Source organism: Flavobacterium wongokense, assembly GCF_021608265.1.
Lineage (GTDB): Bacteria > Bacteroidota > Bacteroidia > Flavobacteriales > Flavobacteriaceae > Flavobacterium > Flavobacterium wongokense.
Genome location: NZ_JAKIHP010000003.1, coordinates 267,512 through 292,025, shown reverse-complemented (window position 1 = coordinate 292,025; position 24,514 = coordinate 267,512). Strand labels below are relative to the sequence as shown.

16 protein-coding genes are annotated in these 24,514 nt (G+C 39.5%); 13 read left to right on the top strand and 3 right to left on the bottom strand.

The window, feature by feature from the left end; all coding sequences use genetic code 11:
- Positions 1-291 precede the first annotated feature (291 nt).
- The 3 genes from L1S31_RS10580 to L1S31_RS10570 form a co-directional block, all read right to left on the bottom strand.
- Positions 292-975: a hypothetical protein gene (locus tag L1S31_RS10580; protein WP_236464703.1), complete on the bottom strand. Its 684-nt coding sequence runs from the start codon at positions 973-975 to the stop codon at positions 292-294.
- Between the two features lie 101 nt (positions 976-1,076).
- The gene (locus tag L1S31_RS10575; protein WP_236464702.1) at positions 1,077-5,063 is read right to left on the bottom strand and encodes a T9SS type A sorting domain-containing protein; all 3,987 of its coding nucleotides are present in this window, start codon (positions 5,061-5,063) and stop codon (positions 1,077-1,079) included.
- Positions 5,064-5,232: 169 nt separating this feature from the next.
- Entirely contained in the window at positions 5,233-5,469 is a 237-nt protein-coding gene (locus tag L1S31_RS10570) for a hypothetical protein (RefSeq protein ID WP_236464701.1), read from the bottom strand.
- 163 nt (positions 5,470-5,632) lie between these two features.
- On the opposite strand from L1S31_RS10570, the gene L1S31_RS10565 reads away from it, so the two are divergent.
- From L1S31_RS10565 to L1S31_RS10505, 13 genes are all read left to right on the top strand, one after another.
- Positions 5,633-14,185 (top strand): NIDO-like domain-containing protein, encoded by an 8,553-nt coding sequence (locus L1S31_RS10565; RefSeq protein WP_236464700.1) that lies wholly within the window; start codon positions 5,633-5,635, stop codon positions 14,183-14,185.
- A gap of 146 nt (positions 14,186-14,331) precedes the next feature.
- The gene (locus L1S31_RS10560) at positions 14,332-14,790 is read left to right on the top strand and encodes a UpxY family transcription antiterminator (protein WP_236464699.1); all 459 of its coding nucleotides are present in this window, start codon (positions 14,332-14,334) and stop codon (positions 14,788-14,790) included.
- 134 nt (positions 14,791-14,924) lie between these two features.
- A complete protein-coding gene (locus L1S31_RS10555) occupies positions 14,925-15,458 on the top strand; it encodes an ArsR family transcriptional regulator (protein ID WP_236464698.1) in 534 nt (177 codons plus the stop codon).
- Between the two features lie 83 nt (positions 15,459-15,541).
- The gene (locus L1S31_RS10550; protein WP_236464697.1) at positions 15,542-15,955 is read left to right on the top strand and encodes a sugar 3,4-ketoisomerase; all 414 of its coding nucleotides are present in this window, start codon (positions 15,542-15,544) and stop codon (positions 15,953-15,955) included.
- 1 nt (position 15,956) lies between these two features.
- Positions 15,957-16,379, top strand: coding sequence for a sugar 3,4-ketoisomerase (locus L1S31_RS10545; protein WP_236464696.1), 423 nt, complete (start codon positions 15,957-15,959; stop codon positions 16,377-16,379).
- On the top strand, positions 16,361-17,296 hold the full coding sequence (locus L1S31_RS10540; protein WP_236464695.1) for a GNAT family N-acetyltransferase: 936 nt from the start codon (positions 16,361-16,363) through the stop codon (positions 17,294-17,296). The genes L1S31_RS10545 and L1S31_RS10540 overlap by 19 nt, the downstream gene beginning before the upstream one ends.
- Positions 17,296-18,036, top strand: a complete 741-nt coding sequence (locus L1S31_RS10535) for a methyltransferase domain-containing protein (RefSeq protein WP_236464694.1) — start codon at positions 17,296-17,298, stop codon at positions 18,034-18,036. Before L1S31_RS10540 ends, L1S31_RS10535 begins: the two co-directional genes overlap by 1 nt.
- A 7-nt stretch (positions 18,037-18,043) precedes the next feature.
- Entirely contained in the window at positions 18,044-19,168 is a 1,125-nt protein-coding gene (locus L1S31_RS10530) for a DegT/DnrJ/EryC1/StrS family aminotransferase (protein WP_236464693.1), read from the top strand.
- Positions 19,169-19,174: 6 nt separating this feature from the next.
- Positions 19,175-20,659 carry an oligosaccharide flippase family protein gene (locus L1S31_RS14940; protein WP_236464692.1) on the top strand — a complete coding sequence of 495 codons (1,485 nt, stop codon included), beginning with the start codon at positions 19,175-19,177 and terminating at the stop codon, positions 20,657-20,659.
- The gene (locus tag L1S31_RS10520) at positions 20,659-21,381 is read left to right on the top strand and encodes an acylneuraminate cytidylyltransferase family protein (protein ID WP_236464691.1); all 723 of its coding nucleotides are present in this window, start codon (positions 20,659-20,661) and stop codon (positions 21,379-21,381) included. The genes L1S31_RS14940 and L1S31_RS10520 overlap by 1 nt, the downstream gene beginning before the upstream one ends.
- Positions 21,347-22,030 (top strand): inositol monophosphatase family protein, encoded by a 684-nt coding sequence (locus L1S31_RS10515; RefSeq protein WP_236464690.1) that lies wholly within the window; start codon positions 21,347-21,349, stop codon positions 22,028-22,030. Before L1S31_RS10520 ends, L1S31_RS10515 begins: the two co-directional genes overlap by 35 nt.
- Positions 21,978-23,561, top strand: a complete 1,584-nt coding sequence (locus L1S31_RS10510) for an N-acetylneuraminate synthase family protein (protein WP_236464689.1) — start codon at positions 21,978-21,980, stop codon at positions 23,559-23,561. Before L1S31_RS10515 ends, L1S31_RS10510 begins: the two co-directional genes overlap by 53 nt.
- Before the next feature lie 3 nt (positions 23,562-23,564).
- Positions 23,565-24,503, top strand: a complete 939-nt coding sequence (locus L1S31_RS10505) for a glycosyltransferase family 2 protein (protein WP_236464688.1) — start codon at positions 23,565-23,567, stop codon at positions 24,501-24,503.
- Positions 24,504-24,514: the final 11 nt, after the last annotated feature.

The following is a 24,514-nucleotide window of genomic DNA, read 5'->3' as shown; positions in this document are numbered from 1 at the left end:
TGTTGGTTTTTATAATTTTTATTTTTTTTCCAACACTTTTTTTCACTCTCGCACAAATTCTGTTTCACTTTGAATTTTAAAATCATTCTGCAACACTTTTTGTTTCACTTTGAATTTTAAATTCATTCTGCAACAACTTTTCAGCGTCAAAAATTTGTATTTAATATTTTCTGCAACTTTGATTTAAACTTTGCTGGTAAAAATAGGGGGAAACTGAGTTGTGACGGTTTGGTGGCTTGGTGCATAGGCAAGAGGAGCTATTATGGGAAAATGCTGTTTGGGGTAGTACTTTTACTTAACAAACATTTCAGCAATAATTGACATCTGAACACTTTGCAGCACTTTGTAATCTCCGTAATTTAAAGTTGTATTCTTTACAAAGTAAGATAAATGAGAATAATATGTGGAAAGTAATTTTAAATCATCAGCTATTTTTCTGTTAAGGTGGGCATGAAATCTGAGAGTTTGTTCATTCTCTTTGGAATAACTCTCTAAAATAGATTTATAAGTGCGATGAGAATATTTTGAATAAAGCCTATATACTTCACGAGTCAATTCTGATAATTCTTCTGTTTTTTCTGTTTTAATCCAGTTGCGATATTCTCTATGAGAAATCACTTCATTGTTGTACCAATCTTGAAGATATTTTGGTTTGTTAGAATTATTAATTAATTCCAGAATATGCATATTTTCCAATACATCTCGAAATATTCTACTAGCAATTCTGATATTTCCAACAATTATATTTTGATGACAATCATATAAAGATGAAGTTATCTCATTTAATATTAACCAATTTGCTTTGTGCAGACTTATGTCTTCATCTTTAAAACTATCATTGAGAAAAGCAGATTGTCTCATAACTTCTCGCAAAAAAGCTTCACATTCAACGTCGAAGATCTCAATTTCATTTTCTTCATAACCAGTTGAAAATGCTTTTCTACTAGATTCATTATTCCAAATTTCACTCTTCATTTTTAAGCAATTGTGTTTAATATTACAGCCAACTTAGTAATAACATAATAAAAAAAGTCCCTAAAATTATTAGAGACTTTTTTATATGTATTAAATGAAATTTAGTTTAACTGTTTTTTCGTAACATAAATTCCATTATCTAATTTAATTTTCAGAAGGTAAACACCATTTGGATAATTGAAATCAGTTTCAAAGTTTCTGTCAGAAGCATTTACCGATTTGATCAGTTTACCTGTTACATCAAAAATATCTACATGCTCAATGTTTCTGATAGACTGGATGTGCAATGTATGATTGTTGATATAGCTCAGCGTATTCAATGCTTCATTATCTGAAGTGCCTAAAGCAGATGAGGTGTAAAGCAGTTTGAATCGGTCGTTGAAGGTTCCTGCCTGCGTTGAGAACGAATAGTAATTACTTCTTAAATCGTGTGTTACATTCAATAAGGTATCTTCTAAATAGATTCCGATTTCATCACCGTCAAATACTCCGTCCACATCGGCAATGGCTATTTTGTAGATTCCGTTTTGTGAAACTGAATATCCAATAGGTACGATATCATTTGCATTGAATGCAGGACGACCTTGTATGTTCATTGGTTCGTCACCAATCATTGAGTAAACGTTAAGATCGCCTTCAGGTTTGTGTGAAGCATCAAATTCCCTGTCTTTATCAAGGGTAGCTTCATCCATATAACCTACCATCGTTGTCGTATTTACATCTGCCTCATTCAGGATGCTCAACCAGATACGGCTTCTGTCAACAGTGTTGGTTGTATTAGATGATTTGAAGAAATCGCTATTGATAAAATCATACTGTCTCATGGTATTGTTGAAGGCAACGCTAAGCGTTGGAGTTCCTTCCAATACTGAAACGAAGAATCCCTGCCCTGAAGCAATTTTCCCACCAAATCCAGGAGGATTAGGTCCAACACTATTATAGGTCAGGTAGCTATCAGCATAACCATAAGTATAACTGTTATAGAAACTTGAACTGGCGCTTCCTACAGGAGTACCGTGTGTCCATAATCTAACGTTACCATCAAGATTGGAGTTTTGAGTTAAAAACGCAATCGCATCAATAGATGATGGATAAGGATTACCTACTAAGTTCCAGTTGTCATCCGTAGCTGTAATGGTCACACCATTGTTACCGGTTAACGGTGCATTGATGGTTCCCCTTGCCAATGGTGTTGTAATAGCTCCGTTATTTGGCACACCTGTCACTACAGTGGTGAAATCGGTTACTGTTGTTGGATGTAAGTCTGGTGCCCTTACGATATAACCTTTACCAACAACCATGGCTTCGTTACCGGCAACCCAGTTTCCTTGCCCGCCATTTGAATTGGCAATAGAAGGATTCCATTTCCAGATGTAATATGGATTGGTAGCAGGTGAAATTGAAGAAGCATTTAAAGAAGTAAGTGGAGACGACCAGTATACATAATCAGTCCTTCTGATGCTTGCTGTTCTTTTGAAAGTAATGTTTCCTGTATTATTATTTGAACCTACATTGGTAATCTGTACCAAGCTTGCATCATCTTCTAAGATCATGTTTCCTGCAGGTGCAGTAGCTACTCCAACAGCGTTGGTTACTGTAAGAGAGTTTGTGCCATTGACTGTTAATAGTGCAGAGCTGCCTATGGTAAGTTTGTTTGCATAAGCGTAATAGTTTGTTCCGCTGATTATCGGAGCAACTCCAACGTTATTGATTACAACGCAATCCGTATTGGATGGTATACCGCTTGGATTCCAGTTTGATGCAGTTGCCCAGCTTGCCGTTGCACCCGTCCACGCCTTAACATATAAAGAGGCACTTCCTGTTCTGTAAGCCGCAACTGTTGTAGCACAGGCAGCATTGCTTAATGCTGAAACGGTATAAGTTGTAGCTACTCCAGGTGAAGCGGAGAAGGTATATGGTGTTGTAGATGTATTAGTAACCGTTACCGGAGTTGTTCCGTCTGTATAGGTAAATGTCCAAGGCGATGCACCAGATAGGGCGATGCTCACTGTAGTACTGGCACAAGCACTTCCTGTACCTGAAATTACAGATGCAGGAGAAGGATTGATCACAAAGTTGGTTGCAGCCGACCTGATATTAGGATACATGGTACATGCTGCATAATAAGTAGTAGTTCCTGCAGTATTTGTATCTGTAAGACCTGATCCTACTATCCCAACTGGGTTGAAGGTATTACCTGTATATATAGGAGAGCCACCGGCTGCTACTACATACCATTGCATTGGGCTGTAAACAGATCCCGGACCGGTAAAGGTCCAAATATAACTGCCTGAAAGAGTTATTGAAGAAGTAGAAAATAATGTTGATACCAGGGTATAAGTCACACCAGCAGTCAAAGTTGCGGTTATTTGCGGTTCATTACCTGCGACACCTGTATCATCATCTCCGGCAATCCATGTGCCTGAGCCACAAGATCCATAAGTGAAGGCACCTGTTACAATATAACCCATAGCATCATATGCGGCATTATCAGTCATTTCAAAAACATAAGTTCCTGTTGTGCCAACGGTGAAAGTAGTAGTAGTGTAATTGGCAGTCAATGTTCCGTCAAACGAACATGGACTTGCACTGGTAATTAATGTAGTTGGTCTTTTTGTGGTTGGATCTGTTGCCGCATTCCACGAACCTGTAATGTTTGTAAGGGTAAGGTTAGGAGTAACCGTAAGTGAACCTGTACCGCCCTGACAGATAGTTACGCCAGTAGTTGTTGGAGCACCTGGAGGTGTTACTAAAGTTGTAAAACTACCAGAAGCCCAGGCACTGTAATCACCACCACCACAATTATCTCTCACAAATACATAATAGGTAGTATTTTGCGTCAGACCTGTTAAAGGAACGGAGGTTGTAGTATTTGGTACAGCTGTTCCGGCTCCGGCAGGTGTTGTATTGGTTGTTGAAACAACATATTCGTAACCGTTTGCAGGGTTTGCAACGTTATAAGACCAGTTAATGGTTGCTGTTGTTGATGTAATAGATGTTGTAGCGTTAACCGATGGGGTATAACAGCTAGGTGAAGTTGCACAAATATTGAATGTTCCTGAAGGAGTAGTGGAAGTTCCATAAGGCCATATCCTAATATATAATACCTCACCGGGCGTCCTTCCTGTCAGGTTGATTTGAGGAAATAACCCAATGACGTCATCGACGCACTGTATTAATGTTAGGGCGCCACAGGTTCCCGAATAAATGGCCATGACGGGATCGTTCATTCCACCTACACCTGAACTTGATACTGTTGTTGATAATGTTCCGTCTCCACCTACGGTAGCTGATGCCCATACGTCCTGACCAATATAACCTCCACCTAGACCACAAGTAACAGCCGGAGCTCCTGTAGCAACAACACTATCAGTAGCACCTACGTTTGTTAAAGTTTGTGTATTACAGGCAGTAGTCACTGCTAAAGGAATTGCATTAACACAGTTATCTGCCAATGGATTATAACTTACTAACGTTACGTTGTCCACTGCAGCTGATGGATTTGGTGTAGGAGTTCCTACTGTTGAATCAGACCATTCGAAATCCAGAATAAAGCTTGTTCCAGCAAATGAGGCAGGGATGGTAAATGTTGACGAAGCAGTCCATGCGGTCTGTCCTACAAAAGTACCCCCAAGTTGTGTATAGGAAGGAGCACCACCTGCTAAACCAGTACCATTAAGCATCGCTCCACTAACTGGAGTTCCACTTACAGGGGTATACGTATTTGGGAATACATAAACCCTAAGTCCGTCTTCAAGAGGCGTTCCCCCAGCTTTCCAAAGGAAATTCAGTTTGATGATGGTTTCACCTGCGGGTACAGTGATTGTCCTGTATAAGTGTGAAACCTTAATTGTCGCGTTATTGTTGTATTGATAGGGTGGCGGAGTTCCTGTTAAGTTTTGGGAGATATAGCCACAATAGGTTCCGGCAGTTGGTGTAGCACCGGTATTTACATGCCATGGATTCCTTGCTGTATTATGTGCGGTTGTCCAACCTGTTCCGAGCGGCATCGTTTCAAATCCCCCATTGTTCACAGTGGAAGATAAATGGGTTGTTGTTTGGGCTGCTGCAAAAATTGGCAGAAGCATTATCCCGATGATTGTGGTATAAAAAATTGATTTTGAATTGCTTTTTTTACAATAATGGGGGATGATATTATTTAAAAAAGATTGAAAATAATTTTTTCTCATTTTGATTATCTTTTAATGATTTAATAACGTTGACAGAATATACTTTTAGTATATGGCACGAAATTAACTAAATAATGTGAATTTCAAAAATTATGTCGATAAGTTTAGCCATAAATCCGATTATCTCAAAGACCCTTTTTTTCAATCCTATTATTAATTGAGGATTGAATGCTGTTCGAAGCCCCAATAATTGGGCGATTAACTCTCTTAAGTCAATAAAAATCAGCGTTTTCCGTTCTGTGAAAAATGATGTTTTTTTTGTAGCTTTTTTTATAGTTATTAACAACTGGAACTGGTCAATCATTTTTTACTACAAAAAAATAGGCTAAAAACAACTCTTACGTACTTAATCGATTTTTATATGTTTTTCGTCGATATTATCGATTAAATGCAAAATAATTTAGATTATCATTAACATTTTGTTAAAATATATCTCTACATTAGACATCTAAATTTAAATTTTAACTATGAATCAAAATTACAATCCTTTGAGTTGGCGTATGGATACGACACTCAAAAGTGGAGTTGGAATGGACGTTGGCTCACCGCCGAGTTCTTCCACTAAGTCAGGATTTACATCCTGGCTTGTTAGTTTGGTGCTGTTAGTCTGTTGCCTTTTTGGAGGTAATGGTGCGATGGCACAGGTTTCGAATTATGGGTTTTCCCAGGGTACCAGTTCTTTTAACCTCTTAACTGGTGCTGTTGCCGGAGGCGGTGCAATCTTGGGGACTGCAACAGCCAATACAACTGGAGGCTCATTAGACGACACTATCTTTACAACAGGTACATTTCCGTTTACTTTTACGTTCAACGGAATTGGTTATACCACATGTAGAGTTAGTACTAACGGTTTCATAACTTTTGGAACAACTGCTCCAGCTTCGAGTGGTTCTACGACAGGTTATGCACCTATTAGTGCTTCTACGGGATATGCCGGTGCTGTTTCAGCATGGGGTATGGATACCAACAGCTTTTTCAGTTTAGGTGGAAGAACGGGTGAAATCCGTTGGGACGTGGTAGGAACTGCTCCTAACCGTGAAATCGTAATCCAATGGAAGGATTTGCGTCCTACTTTTGACACTTCAACTACAAGTGCTTATGGAACAAATATCCAGATCAGATTACAGGAGACTACCAATAATGTAATCATACATTATGGTCCTGGTTCTTATGCTGTAGGTTCTACTGCGGCTTCAGGTTTACCACAAATTGGTTTGAGAGGTGCTGCTAATACAGATTTCCTTAACAGAACAAACGCTGCGGGTGTTTTATTCACAGCTTCAACTGCCGGAGGATCAAATAGTGCGACTCAGTCAGGAAACAGTACTGCTTCTCCTCCTGGAATGCCAAGTAATGGAATGACTTATACTTATACACCACCGACACCGTGTAACTCTACACCTGCACCGGGATCAGCTGCACCACTTGCGGTGAATATCTGTCCTGGTTCAACTCAGGCGTTTACTGTTACCGGAAGCCAGACAGGTGTTTCGGGTTTAACTTTTCAATGGGAAGTTTCTACTGATGGAGGATCAAACTGGTCAAATGCAGGAGGTACCTCTACAAATGCAGGTTATACAACTCCAGCTTATGTAGCAGGAAGTGGTACACAATTATACAGAAGAAGAACTATCTGCTTGGCGGCAAGTGCTTCCGATGTAACTAATAGTGTTAGTGTTTCGGGTCAGGTTGGTCCAACAACACAAATCAGTAATTTTTCAGTATCTGCATCTACAGCAACAAGTATTACTTTAACTTGGACTGCAGGGAACGGAAATAACCGTTCGATATTTATCAGCGATTCGAATTCATTCACTAATCCAACAGACAACACTTCACCTGGAACAGCTAGTACAGTGTATACTGCTCCAGGACAAAAATTAGTTTATGACGGTACAGCTTCAACAGTAACTGTAACCGGATTGGTTGCAGGAACTACTTATTATTTCAGAGCTTATGAAAGTAACAAATGTACTTCACCGGCTTATTACTACAACACAACAGGAACCAGCATTTCTTCGGCTCCTGCTGACAAATTGAAATATACTATTGCCAGAAGTTCAACGACTTATACACCAGTATCAGGAACTGCAACTACGGTTAATTCAACAACAGCGAATGCTGATGATACAAACTACGGACAATTCTCATTTTTCCCATTTACTTATGCAGGAAGTACATTTAATACTTTCCGTGTATGTACCAATGGATTTATGACATTGAATGCAGGAAATACAAGTACTACCTTTAATAATGGGTTAACAGCTTCTACATCTAATAACTATGTTTTGGCTCCATTCTGGGAAGATTTATTTGTGAATAATGTTAGTACTCCTAACTCGCAGTTTATTAAATATGAGGTTACAGGATCTGCTCCTAACCGAGTATTGACTGTACAATGGGAAAACTTAGAGTTATTTAATTATCCTGGTCCAAGTTTGAATTTCCAAGTGAAATTATACGAAACTACTAACGTAATTGAATACGTTTATGGTGTTATGCAAGGGTTTGATGGTACGAATCCAGTTAATGCAACTGTAACCAACGGACTTGCTTATAACTATACTATAGGTATGGTTGCCGGAACATGGGCAACTCCTGCAGCAGCAGGTGATGTAATGGGATTACAACAAGCTAACTCATTAAGCTTTACCAGCCTTGGTGGAATTATGACCAATGAAGGTATCAATAAATTGTCTGTATTGCCTGATTGTAACAGTAAATATACTTTTACACCAGCTGGTTCAATACGTGCAAACGATCCACAACCAGCCGTTCCAGGACCACCATCGAATGATGATCCTGCTGGGGCAATTACTTTGACTCCACTACCAACTACGCCTGCTAACTTATGCGGTTCGTTCTATTCTTCTGCATTTGCAACTGCAACTACAGGAGTAGCAGCACCTATAGCTTCTACGAATGCAGACGATGACGTTTGGTTTAAATTCAATGCTATTTCAACAAACACTACTATAAGTTTGAGAGGTGCAGGAGGTTATGATGCAGCAATGCAATTATTTAACGGTACTACCGATCCAACTTTCACTACTCCGGTTGCATCTAAAAATGCAAACAGTATGACAGGTACTTCATTAACTGAAACTATCAATGGTACTGACGTATCTACTGTTATTGGTAATGACTACTATGTACGTGTTTATCATACAGGTGGTGGTACTACTGCTACTGTTAATGCAACGGTTTCTGGCGGTGTTATTACCGGATTTACTGGTCTTGTAGGAGGTTCAGGTTATGTTACCTGTTATGGTGGTAATGGACTTACTGCTACTCCTTTTGTTTACATTACTGACGCAACAGGTTCTGGTGCTGTAGCAAAAGTAACCGTAACTGGTGGTGCAATTTCAGCTGTGGCTTTACAAAGTTCACAAGGAGGTACTGGCTATTCGGCTACTCCAACTGTGAAGATTGCCGCTCCGGGTTATGGTGTTACTGGTGATTTCTCAATCATCGTAAACGCTACTCCAGAGGCTCCTGCCAATGATGCAATTTGTAATGCTACTCCATTAAGTGTATCAGGAACTTGTACAACTACAAGTGGAACAACACAAAATGCAACTGCTTCTCCAGAAGCTGGTTGTGGAGGTGTTTCTGACGATGATGTTTACTATTCATTTGTTGCTCCAACTGCTAATCCAACGGTTACAGTAACACCTGGTGCTGCAGGATTTAATCCGATAGTTCAGATATTCTCATCTTCTAACAATTTATGTTCGGGTACTTTAACTACGGTTGCCTGCCAAAACAATGGTGTTGGAGGTGAGGCTGAAGTAGTTTCTACTTCTGGATTAATCCCTGGAAACACTTATTTCGTACGTGTTTACCATGCTCTTTCAGGTTATGGAACAGGTAACTTTACTATTTGTGTTACAGGTAGTGCACCAAGTTGTTTGAGTGGTCCAACTGCTCCTGCAGATGGAGGCTCAACTTGTGATAGTGCTTCTGTTACCCTTACTTGGCCAGCTGGAGGAACTTCTTATAACTTAGTAGTTGATGGTGTTCCATTCAATGGATTAACTACAACTTCATATACTCCTGCAAGTCCTTTTGCTTTAGGTCCACATACTTGGTCTGTAACTCCTGTTAATGCTATTGGAGCAGCTTCTGGATGTCCTACATGGACATTCAATGTTGTACCTTCTGCAACTGCAGGTACTATAAGCGGTCCATCTAGCTTACCTGTAAATGCAGTAGGTTCTTATAGTGAAAATGGTACAGGAGGTTCTACTTTCCAATGGAAATCTTCTACTGTTAGTGGAGGCCCTTATACTAATATAGCAAGTGCTACAACAAATCCGGCTAACCTTTCATTTAGTGCAACTGGTGTTTATTATGTAGTATTTGCACGTTCTATCTCAGGATGTGCGGACGTTGTTTCAAGTGAATTTGCAATTACCGTTACTGCTGCATCTTGTCCTGGATCATTGGGAGTTAACTCTGTAACAGTAGGAAGCATCCCTTACACAACTTCAGGACAAACAACTTGTGGAAGCGGAAACAATCTTACTTCTACCAATGTTGTTTGTGTTCCTACAGGAAGTGGAAACTACTTCGGTGGACAAGACAGAACTTATATCTTTACTCCAACAGTAACAGGAGTTCATACAATCCTTTTAACTACTTCTACAGATGATGATGCTGGTATTATGTTATACGAAGGTTGTCCGTTTACTGTAGGAAGTACTTGTTTGACAAGTGCAATAGGAACTACAGGATTGACAAGGACAATAAACCAAGCTTTAACAGCTGGAATTACTTATTATTTAGTTGTTGATAATTTCCCTTCACCTGCTTGTGTTGGAACGTATAGCTTAAGCATTACGCCTCCACCAACTTGTGGTGTTCCAACAGGATTGGCTACAACTGATTTTGCTGCAGGAACTAGTGTTGATATTGCATGGACTGCTCCATCATTAGGAACAGCTGCAACTTATGACTGGGAAATCCGTACATCAGGTGCCGGAGGTAGTGGAGCAACAGGGTTAATTAACTCTGGAAACACTGCATCAACTTCTGTTAATGATGTTCCTGGATTATCAGCGAACGTTACTTATAGCTTATATGTTAGAACAAATTGTACAGGAGCAGATGGCTCATCAACATGGGCAGGCCCACAAAGCTTTACTACTCCAAACTCTTGTCCTACAGGATTAGGAGTTAACAGAGTATTGGTTCCTAGTATCCCTTACGCTACAACTGCACAAACTACTTGTGGAAGCGGAAATAATGTTACTTCATCTAATGTTACTTGTGTAACTGGTAGTACAAACTACTACGGTGGTGAAGACAGAACATATATCTTTACTCCGACTCAAACAGGTATGCATACTATCCTTCTAACAACAACTTCTGATGATGATGCAGGTATCCAGCTATATGCAGGATGTCCGTTTACAACAGGAAGTACTTGTGTTGGTAATGTTCAGGCATCTACAGGATTAACAAGAACTATGACTCCTACTTTAACAGCAGGTGTTACTTATTACCTTGTTGTTGACAACTGGATTGCTCCGGCATGTATTGCAGGATATGATTTGACTATCGATGGACCACCAACGTGTGGAACTCCTTCAGCTTTAACAGTAAGCGATCTTACTCTAACTACAGCTGATATTTCATGGACAGCTCAAACAATTGGAACTGCAACAAATTACGATTGGGAAATCCGTACATCAGGTGCAGGAGGAAGCGGTGCTACAGGTTTACAAACCTCTGGAACAACTGCTGCAACTTCTGTTAATGATGTTCCTGGATTGACAGTCAATGTAGCTTACAGCTTATATGTAAGAACTAATTGTACAGGTACTGATGGTTCATCAAACTGGGCTGGACCAACTACTTTCACTTTAACTGAAGGTGAAAGCTGTGCAACTGCAGGAACTGTAGTTGTTGCTGCCAGCTTAGCTGCTGCTCCAGATACAATCTTATCAACTGGTGTAAGTTCAGACGGTCCTGCAGGTACTTGTAGTGATGCTACAGGAAACCCTAGTAAAAAAGACCGTTGGGTTAAATTCGTTGCTCCGGCAAATGGTAACAAAGTTGTAATTACTACTATTGGTGGTTCACTTACAGATTTTGTGATGCAGGTATGGGATTCTTGTCCTGCAGTTGCCGGAAATGCTTTAGGATGTAGTGATGACTTCAACAGCTTAATGCCAGAATTATCATTCTGTTCATTAACGCCAGGAGCAACTTACTATGTTCAGGTTTGGCCTTATAGCGCTACATCTACTGGTACATTCAACATCAAAATTTACGAAGATGTTGCATGTCCTCTACCTCCAGCGAATGATAACTGTTCAGGTGTAGTTACCTTAACAGTAGGTGCTGATGGTACTTGTCCTGCGAATGAAGTAGCTGGAACAACCATTAATGCACAACCTTCACCAGGAGTTGTTAAAAACTCTTGTGATTTATTTGCTACTTATTATGATGTATTCTATAAATTCAACAGTGGTGCAAACACTTCACTTAACTACAAGTTTACAGATTTAAGTGGAACAGGTTTGATTACCTTTGGTTTATATACAGCTTGCGGAAGCGTTTACAGTGGAAGCTGTAATGATGCATCTGTTGCGGGTACTACAGGTACTTGGACAGGTTTAACTCCAAATACAGATTACTATGTAATTGTATATTCTACAACTGTAGCCAATCAAGGTGACTTTACATTCTGCGTTTCAGAACTTCCAATTATCCCTTCTGTAGCGCCGACTTCAATTACTTCAAGTGCTGCGGGTAATACAATTTGCGGCCCAGGTAATGTTAATTTCACTGTTACAGGTGGTTCTTTAGGAACTGGTGCTTCATGGAAATTGTATAGAGGTGGTTGTGGTACAGAAGGCGGAGGTACGTTAGTTGCTACATCTTCTACAGCTACATTCGCGAATGTTTCAATACCAAGCAGCGGAACATATTATGTTCGTGCAGAAGGTACAGGAAACAATACTACTTGTGCTTCAGTAAGCATGACAGTTGGTACTTTAGTAACTTACTATTTTGATAATGACGGTGATGGAGTAGGAAGTACTATTCCGGAAGATAGTCAAACGTCATGTAATGATCTTACAGGATTAGGTTATGTTACTACTACAGGTGACTGTGATGATAGTGATCCAGACGTAAGTTCTCCATTGACTCCACAAGTAACATTGGCGAGCAATGATGCAGATAACACTTTCTGCGCTGGAACAAGCGTTACATTCACAGCTACTGCTTCAAGTTTAAGTGGTCTGAATGATGGTGACTATTATGGTACAGGACCAGTTGTTGTAACTTATGCATTCAAAGTAGGTGCTACAACTGTTCAAACTAGTACATCAAATACGTTTACAACTTCTGGTTTGACTAATGGTCAATCGGTATCTGTTGTAATTTCAGTAACTGGTGGTACTTGTAGAACAACTGACAATGCAACTAGTAACAGTATTACTAATACAGTTAATGGTGTTGCAGAAATCTGCTGGAATGGTATCCTAGAAAACTGTTCAACTACATTATCACAAGGATGTACTCCGGTTGTTGTTAACATGACTCCGTCATACAATGGTACTACATTAACATCATTGGCAACAGCAATACCTGCAGTACCATATACTTATAGTACATTTACGAATCTTAAATATCGTTTCTCTATCACAAACGTGACTACAGGTGCAGTATCTGCGGATATCATCCAAACTTCACGTTACGTGACGATTCCTGCAGCGCTTCATACACATGGAGCTCAGTATACCATTAAGGCATCTGCAGTTATCAATGAAGAGATTGTTCCTTTTGCAGGAAATACGATTACAGTATTCTCACCAAGTGTTCAGTTGATTACATTGAACACAGCTAGTTGTGGCGCTACCTTAGCTTCTTTATCTTCAACGCTTACAGCGAACCAGGGATTGAATGCTACAGGTTATACTTTCCGTATCCGTTTGAATGACGCTAACCCATCACCAACGTATGCTACATCACAGTCAGCTACACGTTTTGTTGGAGCGAATACATTCACAGGATTCCCATTACAATATGGAACAAGCTACAAAGTTTCGGTTCAGTATACCTTTACTGATCCTGTAAGCAACTTACCTGTTCAATCAGGATATGGAGCAGAGTGTACAGTAAATACACCATCAATTCCATTGACAACTATGGCTTCGCCAACATGTGGAACACAAGTTTCTACATTGAACGCGAACATTTCAGCGACAGCTGCATCTTATGCTACAGGATACCAATTCCGTATCAGATTGTTTGCAGATAACGGACCAACTCCAGCTTACACTTATAGTGCAGTTAGTGCGAGCCGTTTCTCATCGTTGACAGCCTTTGGAACATTGGCATACAATACAGCGTATTCAATCTCTGTACAGTACAGCATCCTGAATGGTTCTACAACAGTATGGTCGGGTTATGGACCGGAGTGTAAAGTTACTACACCGTTCTTCCCAACGACTAGTTTAGTTCCATCACAATGTGGATTGGTTGCGGCTACACCATTGACGCAACAGTTGAACATTACACCTTATCCAGGATTCCCTCACTACAAAGTATTGTTAGAGGAAGTTAGTGGAGAGGATGTTCTTAACTCTCAAGAGAGAGAGATTGTTTACTCTTACTTCAAATTGAATGAGTTCTCAATTGCTCAACCAGGTAAAAACTACCAGGTTTCTGTTGCAATCAAATTGAATGGCGTATTTGGAGATTACTCAACGGCTTGTGACTTACACACGCCTCCGGCAGCTAAAGCTGAAATGGCAATTCCATTTAAAGCTACAGCTTATCCAAACCCATTTGCGAACAACTTTATGCTTGATGTGAAATCGTCTAGTGAGTCAAACGTAAATATTAAAGTTTACGACATGATCGGAAGATTGATTGAACAAAGAGACGTAAGAGTTTCGGATATGCAGACAACAACAATAGGAAATCAATATCCAGCTGGTGTTTACAACGTAGTTGTATCACAAGAGGATAGTGTTGAAACTGTTAGAGTTGTAAAAAGATAATTCAAATCTTTTTAAATAATGAAAAGACCTTCGAGCAATCGAGGGTCTTTTTTTTGTTATTTAAAAATAGACTCAGGCAGACTGGTACGTACTTTTTCAGTATTTTTGAAAACCTAAACCCGGAAGCTTTCCATTAAATTAGTATTATGCCTTGGTATGCCTTATATACTGAATCGAGACAAGAAAAAAAAGTAACTTCGCGTTTAGCTCAACTCGGCATAGAAGTATACTGCCCATTGATTATCCAGGAAAGGCAATGGTCGGACCGAAAGAAAAAGGTGGAAGTTCCTTTGCTGCCTTCGTATGTATTTGTCCGCTTGGAACCCAATAATCGGGAATCGGTTTTTCAGGTGTCCGGAGTTGTCCGCTATTTATATTGGCTTGGTCAACCTGCGATAATCAAAGATTCCGAAATTGAGATACTTCAGAAATGGCTTCAGGATAAAGTCGTTTCATTTGAAGTGGTTGGCATCGAACCAGGTTCGCTATATGAGATTCCCTCAGGACCATTCATCGGCCAAAAAGGAATAGTCGATAAAGTTGATAAAAGCCAGATAACCTTAATCTTAGAACAGCTGGGTGTTAAGGTCATTTTACATAAGTAAGCTTTATCCTTTTTCCCATTTTAAAAAAAGTAGCTTTAATCTTAAGTTATTGTTAAGTTGCATGATTATTTTATTAGAATTTTAACATTGATTGAAATTAATGAGTACATTTGTTACTCGGAAAATTTTTATCGATGCTTGAGAATTTAATTACTTCAAAAACACGATTGCGTCTTCTTGTTAAGTTTTTTATAAACGTAGCAAATGAAGGGTATCTACGTGGTTTGGCATCCGAAATGCAGGAATCTACCAACGCTATCCGTAAAGAACTTAACAATCTTACCGAAGCAGGTTATCTGACCAGAAATGAAGACAATCAGAAGATTACCTATAAGGCAAATCAAAAAAATCCATTCTTTATCCTACTACAACAAATTGTGCGCAAATACATTGGCCTGGATACCATCGTTGAGATGGTTTTAGAGCGAATGGGACCGGTGCACCGCGTGTTTATTGTTGGAGATTATGTAAAAGGAATTGATAGTGGCCGCATTGAAGTGGTTTTGGAAGGAAAGGATCTGAATGAAGAATACATAAAACAATTGTCGCATAAGATTGAATTGGAGATACAGAAGGAAGTTGTTTTCTATCTGACCAATCAACATGATAATAGTGGTTTATTGGTTTTTGAACAGGAACTGATGACCAGTACACTAGATACCGTTTAAGGTCATTTCGACCTTAAAAAAAATGCTTTGTTGGTTCCCGTAATGGGACTGACCAAGCGAAGCCGTGTAAAAAACTAACGTTTATGGATACCGCGCAAATGGACAAACCCCGATTAATAGAACTTCCCAAGATCCATGATCTTCGTGGAAATCTGACATTCATACAGCATCCCGATCACCTTCCTTTTGAAATCAAAAGGGTGTTCTGGATTTATGATGTTCCCGGAGGCGAAACCCGTGGCGGACATGCCTATAAAAAGCAGCATGAACTCATTATTTCGCTAAGCGGAAGTTTTGATGTGGTCATTACCCATCCCAACGGAACGCTGGAACGTTTCACACTGAACAGAAGCTATTTTGCACTCTACATACCGCCGATGCATTGGCGCCACATGGAGAATTTTTCGACCAATTCAGTTTCACTCCATTTATGTAGCGACGGATTTGATGAAAGTGATTATATGAGAGAATTGAATTCTTATTTAATCAATAAGTAAAATGGCAAAAACGACAACGATACACGATTGCAGGTTGATTGAATTTCCAAAAAACCATCAAATCAATGGGAATCTGACGTCTATTACCAATAAGGAAGAGGTTCCTTTTGATATCAAAAGGATTTATTATTTGTATGATGTGCCCGGAGGTGAATCGCGGGGCGCTCATGGCCATAGGGATTTATATCAAATCATGGTAGCACTGAGCGGAAGTTTTACGGTTACTTTAGATGACGGGAACAACAAACAAAGTTTCCATTTATACCAGCCTTATCAGGGATTATTGATTCCACCGGGATTGTGGCGTGATTTGGATACTTTTTCTAGCGGTTCCATTTGTATGGTTTTGGCTTCTGAAGTATATGAAGAGGCCGATTATTTTAGAAATTATGAAGAATTCAAACTGTGGAAATCCTCGAAGTAACTCCTGAAATTTTTGACATAACTTTTCCAAACCCCAATCATATTTTTAATTCGGGAGCTTTCAGTAAGTTGAATGAACCCCGGTTTGAGAAAGTTTACTATTTGATTTTTAAGGACAGCAAAACCCGTTTGGGAATTATCCTGGGTTTGAGGGATCAACTATTGTTGAGTCCATTCTCAGCAACTTTTGGTGGATTTGAGTTTGCCAGTGAAGATGTAAAGCTGTACCAGATTGATGCAGCATTTGAGACTTTGTTTAATTGGGCTTCAGCCAAAAAATATAGCGGAATCAAAATCATTCCACCGCCATTTTTTTATAAGGAAGATTTCCTGGCAAAAGTGACCAACTGTATGTACCGCGCCGGATTTGAAACCAAAAACATGGAACTGAACTATCATTTCCAAACCGCAAATCTTACGGCAACTTACGAACAGGATATTTGGTACAATGCGCGTAAGAACTTAAAGAAAGCCAATTCCTTCGGACTAACTTTTGAAAAATTAGATATCAGTAACGGCAAGATTGCCTATGACGTAATTGCACAAAACCGTGCAGAAAGAGGCTTTCCATTGCGACTCACTTGGGAGCAATTGATGAATACCAATTCGGTTATTCCAATGGATTTCTTTTTGGCAAAAAATGCCACAGAAAGCATTGGCGCAGCTATTGTTTATCACATCGCACCTTCTATCGTCCGCGTGATTTATTGGGGTGACCTGCCGAAGTTTTCAGAATACAAAACAATGAACTTTTTGTCGTATCAGCTCTTCAAACATTATAAGGAGCAAGGCATCAAAATATTGGACATCGGGCATTCTACTGTAGATTCTGTGCCCAATCATGGCTTGTGCGAGTTCAAGGAAAGCATTGGCTGTTCCATTAGTTTGCTATATGAATTTTACAAAAAACTAGATTAATGAGAGATCTGCACAGCTATTCGAACGAATACATCAACCAGCCATTTGAATCCTATCAGGTCGAATACCGAAAACGATTGGTTGTGGATGTCATCCAAAAAAATAAACACAAAACCATACTTGAAGTTGGCTGTGCTGTAAATCCGCTTTTCGAATTTTTTACCAATTTTGAACTGCTGACGATATTGGAACCTTCCAAATTGTTTTACGATAAAACGGTTGAGGACATTGCCAAATTGAATTTGGGCCAAAAGGTTGAAATCTTTAATAATTTCTTCGAAGATGCGCTTGAAGCTGTAGATTCAAAACAATACGATTTAATCATCATAAGCGCATTGATTCACGAAATTCCCGATTTGGGCAAATTTTTCACAAGATTAAAGGAATTGGTAAAACCGGGAACAGTGGTGCATATTGATGTTCCCAATGGGAATTCGCTGCATAGATTACTAGCTGTGGAAATGGGACTCATCAAATCGCAGATGGAAATGTCTGATTTCAATATCCAATTTCAGCAGAACCGTGTTTTTGATTTGAATTCCCTGGAAAAATTGGTGACCGATTATGATTTTAACGTTATCGAAAAAGGCTCTTATTTCATAAAACCTTTCACACACGCCCAAATGCAGAAAATGATGGACAACAACATCATTGACACCAAAGTTTTGGATGGATTTTACAACCTTATCAAATATTTTCCGGATTTAGGTTCGGAGATTTATATAAATTTTAAAAAATAATTAGTTGATGATTAAGTTTTTGGACTTACAAAAAATAAATGCACAATACGCCGCCGAACTAAAACAGGCAGCTTCTGAAGTTATCGATTCGGGTTGGTTCCTAATGGGCGAAAGATTAAGCAGTTTTGAAAACAAACTCGCAAATTACATCGGAAGTAAAAACGCCATCGGTGTTGCCAATGGTTTGGACGCTTTGCGCCTGATACTAAAAGCCTATATTGATATGGGCGTTATGAATGAAGGTGATGAAGTCATTGTTCCGGCAAATACTTACATCGCTTCCATTTTGGCAATTACAGACAATCGATTGAAGCCGGTTTTGGTCGAGCCAAATGATTCCAGCCTTAATCTCGACATTGATTTAATCGAAAACCACATCACGCCAAAAACCAAAGCCATTATGGTGGTTCATTTATACGGACAGGTTTCGTGGAACGAAAAATTATCGGCTTTAGCCAAAAAATATAACCTGAAAGTCATTGAAGACAATGCTCAGGCAATTGGTGCAGAATGGAATGGAACAAAAACCGGAAACCTTGGCGATGCAGCCGGATTCAGCTTTTATCCCGGGAAAAACCTCGGAGCTTTGGGTGATGCAGGCGCAGTAACGACCAATGATGACGCACTTGCAAAACACATTCGTGCACTTGGGAATTACGGAAGCAACAAAAAATATGTAAACGAATTCCAAGGATTGAACAGCCGTTTGGATGAAATCCAGGCTGCGTTTTTGGAAGTCAAACTAAAATACATTGATGCCGAAAATCAATATCGTCGTCAATTGGCTTCGCTTTATCTCAACGGAATCAAGAATCCGGATATCGCATTACCATTTCCCGAAAACACGGTATTTGAATTTGATAAAAATCAGGAACACGTTTGGCATTTGTTTGTAATTCGATGCAAACAAAGAGATAAACTGCAGGAATATTTAACCGCAAACAACGTCCAGACGTTGATACACTACCCAATTCCACCCAACAAACAACAAGCCTACGCAGCAATGAATCATTTGGATTATCCGCTTACCAATACTATTCATGACGAAGTGTTGAGTTTGCCGATTAGCCCGGTTATGACTGAAGATGAAATCCAAAAAATCATCAGCATCCTTAACAATTTCAAGGCCTAAGTTTTAGTGGAAAAAACTACCAGCTACAAATCCATATTTAAAGCAACTTCCATTTTTGGAGGCGTTCAGGTATTCAATATTTTGGTTACCCTGATACGAAGCAAAGCCGTGGCAATCCTTATCGGAACTGCCGGAATGGGTTTGAATGGTTTGTTTATGTCGAGCCTGAACCTGATTAAAACCATTTCGTCTTTAGGGCTTTCGGAAAGCGCTGTACGCGATATTTCGAAAGCGCATTCTTCGGGCGATACCAATCATATTGGAAAAACATTTACCGTTTTCCGCCGCTGGATTTGGATTACAGCCGCACTCGGAATCGTAATTACCATTGCCTTTTCGCCTTTATTAAGCAAGATAGCCTTTGGCTCGACCAAAAACTGGACATCCTATATCTGGCTTTCGATTACATTCCTTTTCGGAGCGTTGTCTGGTGGAATTTATACTTTTCTAAGAGGAACACGACAGATTGGCTATTTGGCGCAGGCCAATATCATTGGTGCGATTGCAGGTTTGGTTGCGGCTTTACCGGTTTTCTATTTCTACGGAATTGAAGGAGTTGTTCCGGCAATTATCCTAACGGCTTTGGGGAATTACCTGGTTTCGCTTTATTTCAGAAGCAAAGTCAGATTTGACAAAGTCAATATTAGTTGGGCAGAAACTTTCAGTCTTGGCAAACCAATGGTACAGCTGGGTTTGAGCCTTACGCTGATTAATCTGATGACAACTGCGATAGCTTTTGTGCTGAATGCCTTTATTTCAAAAACGGGGAATTTATCAGATTTGGGATTGTATAATGCAGGCCAGGCAATTGTTGAAGGATATGTCGGAATGGTGTTTACCGCAATGGCAACGGACTATTTTCCAAGATTATCCGGAGTTATAGCTGATGATAAAAAATGGAAACAGTTGGTCAACGAACAATCGGAATTGGTCATCATCATCCTGAGCATTGTTTTAGTTTTACTGATTTCCACAACACCAATCTTAATCCGGATTTTATTAAGCAAAGAGTTCCTGGCTTCACAGGATTTCATTCTTTGGGCCGTACTTTCAATTCCGTTAAAAGGTTTGGTTTGGGTTACCGGTTTCGTGATTTTGGCAAAAGGCCACAACAAGCTTTTCCTGACTGTAGAAGTCATTACTAATGTGATTTTACTGAGCCTGAATTTGCTGTTTTATTCGCTTTATGGACTCAACGGACTTGGAATCTCAATCATCATAAGCTATTTTATTTTCACGATAATTATGATAGCGGTTTTGAAATCCAAATACGATTTCAACTTTTCAACCGACGTAATCACGCTTACGCTAAAAGGATTGGCAGCCTTATCATTATGCCTTGCCTGTATCAAATTTTTAGGTTACCCAAATGCCTATTATGCGCAGGCAGTTATTGTGCTCATCACGATTTCATACAGCTTATATGAATTGAATAAAAGGGTAAACCTGAAAGGGATTTTACTCTACGTTAAAGACAAAATCAAAAAATAATGAAGATATACGCTATAATTCCGGCGCGCTCAGGCTCGGTCGGAGTAAAAAATAAAAATATCAGGCCAATAAATGGAAAACCATTGATGGCTTATTCAATCGAGTTTGCCAAAGCACTTGGAGTGGATCGTGTTTTTTGTTCGACAGATTCTGAGGAATATGCAGCAATCGCGAAGCAATTTGGAGCGGAAGTTCCTTTTTTGCGTTCGGATTATGCCGCTTCATCAACCGCAATGGAACAGGATATTTTGGTCGATTTGTATCAAAAATTTCAAGAGCACAATATTGAGCAACCGGACATTTTAGTTTGGCTGCGCCCAACATTTGTGTTCAGAAGCCTGACCGATGTGCAAAAATGCATTGACCAATTAAAAAATGATCCAAGCCTGACTTCTTCAAGAACCGTTTGCGAAAGCGAAGGTAGGCTATATCTGACCAAAGGCGATATTCTGGTTCCGTCATTTGATGACAATGGAAAATCGATGATGCGCCGCCAGGATTTTGGAGATAGATACAAAGTGTTCAGCACCGATGTTTTCAGAAGTGATCAAAAGAACACCACCGATGATTTCCTTGGCAGAAAAGTAGGAGCAGTGGTAACCAATAAATTATGCGGTTTGGATATCGATGACGAATTTGATTTCCAGATTGTGGAAAATGTTTTAAAATATAACAAAGAATTGATTAATGAGTACATTGACGCCTCTTATTTCGGAAATTAAGGCCAATTTAGAAACGGTTCTTAAGCTTCGGAATACCAAGAAAAAGAAGGAAGACGACAGTTATGTTTCCGAAGGCGATTTGCTGCTGGATAAAATCTGCATGGATTATATCAATAAAACGTATTCATCAGTTCAAATCATTACCGAAGAAACCTATTCCGCTGGTGAAGTCGATTTGGATGCCTTTGAATTTACTGCCGTTGTAGACCCAATTGATGGAACCGAAAACTTTGTTTCAGGCTTGATGGAATGGGGTGTAGGTGTTTGCATTTATAAACGCTCTGAATTCCATGAGGCTTTGATTGCCTTGCCGGAACTGAATCATTACATTTTGAGCGATGATTTGCCAAAAGAAAAATTTGAATCCAGAATCTACGGAATTTCCTCATCGCTTACCAAAGAAGACTTACTGAATTTAGAACCCGGCTTTGAATACCGAATCATCGGTTGCTGCATGTACAATATGTTCAACGTAGTGACCGGAAGGTATAAAATGTTCCAAAACCCAAAAGGTGCGCGCTGTTGGGACATCTTACCCGGACTGAATATGGCGCACAAATTAGGATTAGACGTTACCGTAAATAATAAAAAATACAATGGAGAATTTTTACAACCCGCTGAAAAGTATCGTTTCAAAATTTCCAACTGAGTTTAAAAACATCGTAATCGTTGGTAAAGGCGAAAGCATAAAGCAAATCAATAAGGAAGTGCTTTCTGGTTCGCTGATTATCAATATCAACGATTCGGAATTGTTGATTAACGGTTACTTTACGATTTTTTATGCCGATAGGATTTTGGAATCATTCAAGAAAAATGGTTTCAAGAATGAGGTTTACATTTCGAGCCAAAAACTCGATGCGATTCTTCCAAGCAGCGCTGAGTACATTCATGCCGATTACAATCCGCTGACCAATGAAGGCGTTGAGCACATTGCGGCACTTTTTGAAAAAGATAGTTTTGAACTTACCGATTTCCTATTGCTTTCCGCAATTAAACTGGCGTGGTTGATTAATCAGGCTTCAGCTAAGGAACTGCCAATTTATCTGATTGGTTTCGATTTCGATTTGGAAAAGGAATCTGCACCAACAGACAATTCCAACCACGATGCCTTATACCGTGAAATCCTTTTCAAAACGCAGCGTTCCCAATACGCTTTCATCCAACAATATTTAAAGGATAAACTGGGTATTCAGTTGAAGCATGTTGGAAATGCCAATTTCAGCAGCCTTTCAGTTTCTGAATTCAATCAGCTGGCAAAGGAAGAAGTTGTTGCTCCAAAATCCCAATTTGACAATGTTGCCGAATATCAAAAACTGCTTGAAAAAGTTGCGAATGAGAATTATACGATTGTCGTAGCCGAGCTGACCAACAACCATATTGGTGATGCAGACCGACTTCGGAAAATGATCAAACTGGCCAAAAATGCCGGAGCCGATATGGTGAAAATCCAGAAACGCGATGTGGATACTTTCTACACACAGGACGAACTCAATACCGAATACATTTCGCCTTTTGGCAACAAATTAAAGCATTACCGCGATGGTGTCGAACTTGATGATGCCTTGATGAAAGTGCTGATTGAGGAATGTGAAAAGAACGAAATCGTTTGGTTCTCTTCAGTTTTGGATTATCCATCCTTATTGTTTTTGGAAAAATACAATCCACCGTTAATTAAATTGCCATCTACGATTTCGAACCACAGGAACTTTTTGAAAAAAGCCGGCGACGAATTCAAAGGCGACTTAGTAATATCAACAGGTTTCACCGATAAGGAATACGAGAATTTTGTTCTTGATAATTTTTGCCAAAACAGGAACCTGTTCCTTTTGCAATGTACTTCAAGTTATCCTGCACCGCCTGAAGCCTGCCAGATTTCGGTCGTTAGGCATTACGAACATTTAGGTTTGCCCAATTTATTCCCGGGTTACAGCAGCCACGATATCGGAAGCTTAGGCTGTATGATGGCTGTTGCGGCTGGCGCTAAAATGGTTGAAAAACATGTAAAATTAGGCGATTTGGACTGGATTCATTTTGATGGTGTTGCGTTGGATTTGGCCACAAACCAATTTGAGATTTTTGTAAAAGATGTCAGAAAGGCTAGCATCATGTGTGGTTCAAGAGAAAAGAAAATCCACAAACAGGAGCATCATAAATACACACCAAACGAAAAACATTTCTAGAAAATGATGTTAGTATCTGTTCCGGTAGCGACCTACAATTCGGTTGATTTTATCATAGAAACCTTAGAAAGTATCTACAATCAAACCTACAAGGAAATTGAATTGTTGATTTCGGATGATTTTTCTACCGACGGAACTATCGAAAAGGTTGACGAATGGATAAAACAGGAACGCGTAATCAATAGATTTGTTCGAATCGAATTCATAAAAGTCCCGGCCAATACCGGAATTTCAGCCAACTGCAACCGGTTTATCAAAGCCTGCCAATCGGATTGGGTAAAGATGATTGCCGGCGATGATATCTTGCTGCCCAATTGCATCGAGGACAATGTAAAATTCATTTCAGAAAATCCAGACGCACAAATTGTATTCAGCCAGGTTCGGTTGTATCAGGATACTTTTGAGGAAAAGAATTTCCTGAAAACAATTCCGAAATCCTTTCCCGATAATCTGATGAATCCATCTTTTACGGCTCAGGATCAATATAAAATATTACTTATTGCAGATAGATTGCATTACTCGCCATCGTTCCTTTTGAATAAAAAGGCGATTAACAGCGTTGGAGGTTATGACGAAACCAACCGTTTGGTCGAAGATTATCCAATGTGGCTCAAACTCACAGGAACCGGAATCAGGCTGTATTATTTCCATAAGGAAACCGTAGGTTACCGTATGCATTCGAAAGCCACGAATAACAATGGCCAGGATGTTTTGATCAAGCCATCGGAAATCAATAATTACAAAATCAGGAAAAAATATGCGCATCCCCATTTGCCAAAACTTCAGGTTTTGGATGAAGGATGGACGCACAACATCGCTTTGCTTTTTAAAAATATGGGAATTACCAGGAAGACAAAAGTCAATGTCAGCCTTTACAAGCTGATGACGGTCTATCTCAATCCGTTTTTTTATGCAAAGGCGGTTTCAAAAAAAATCAGTTAACTATATTCAAA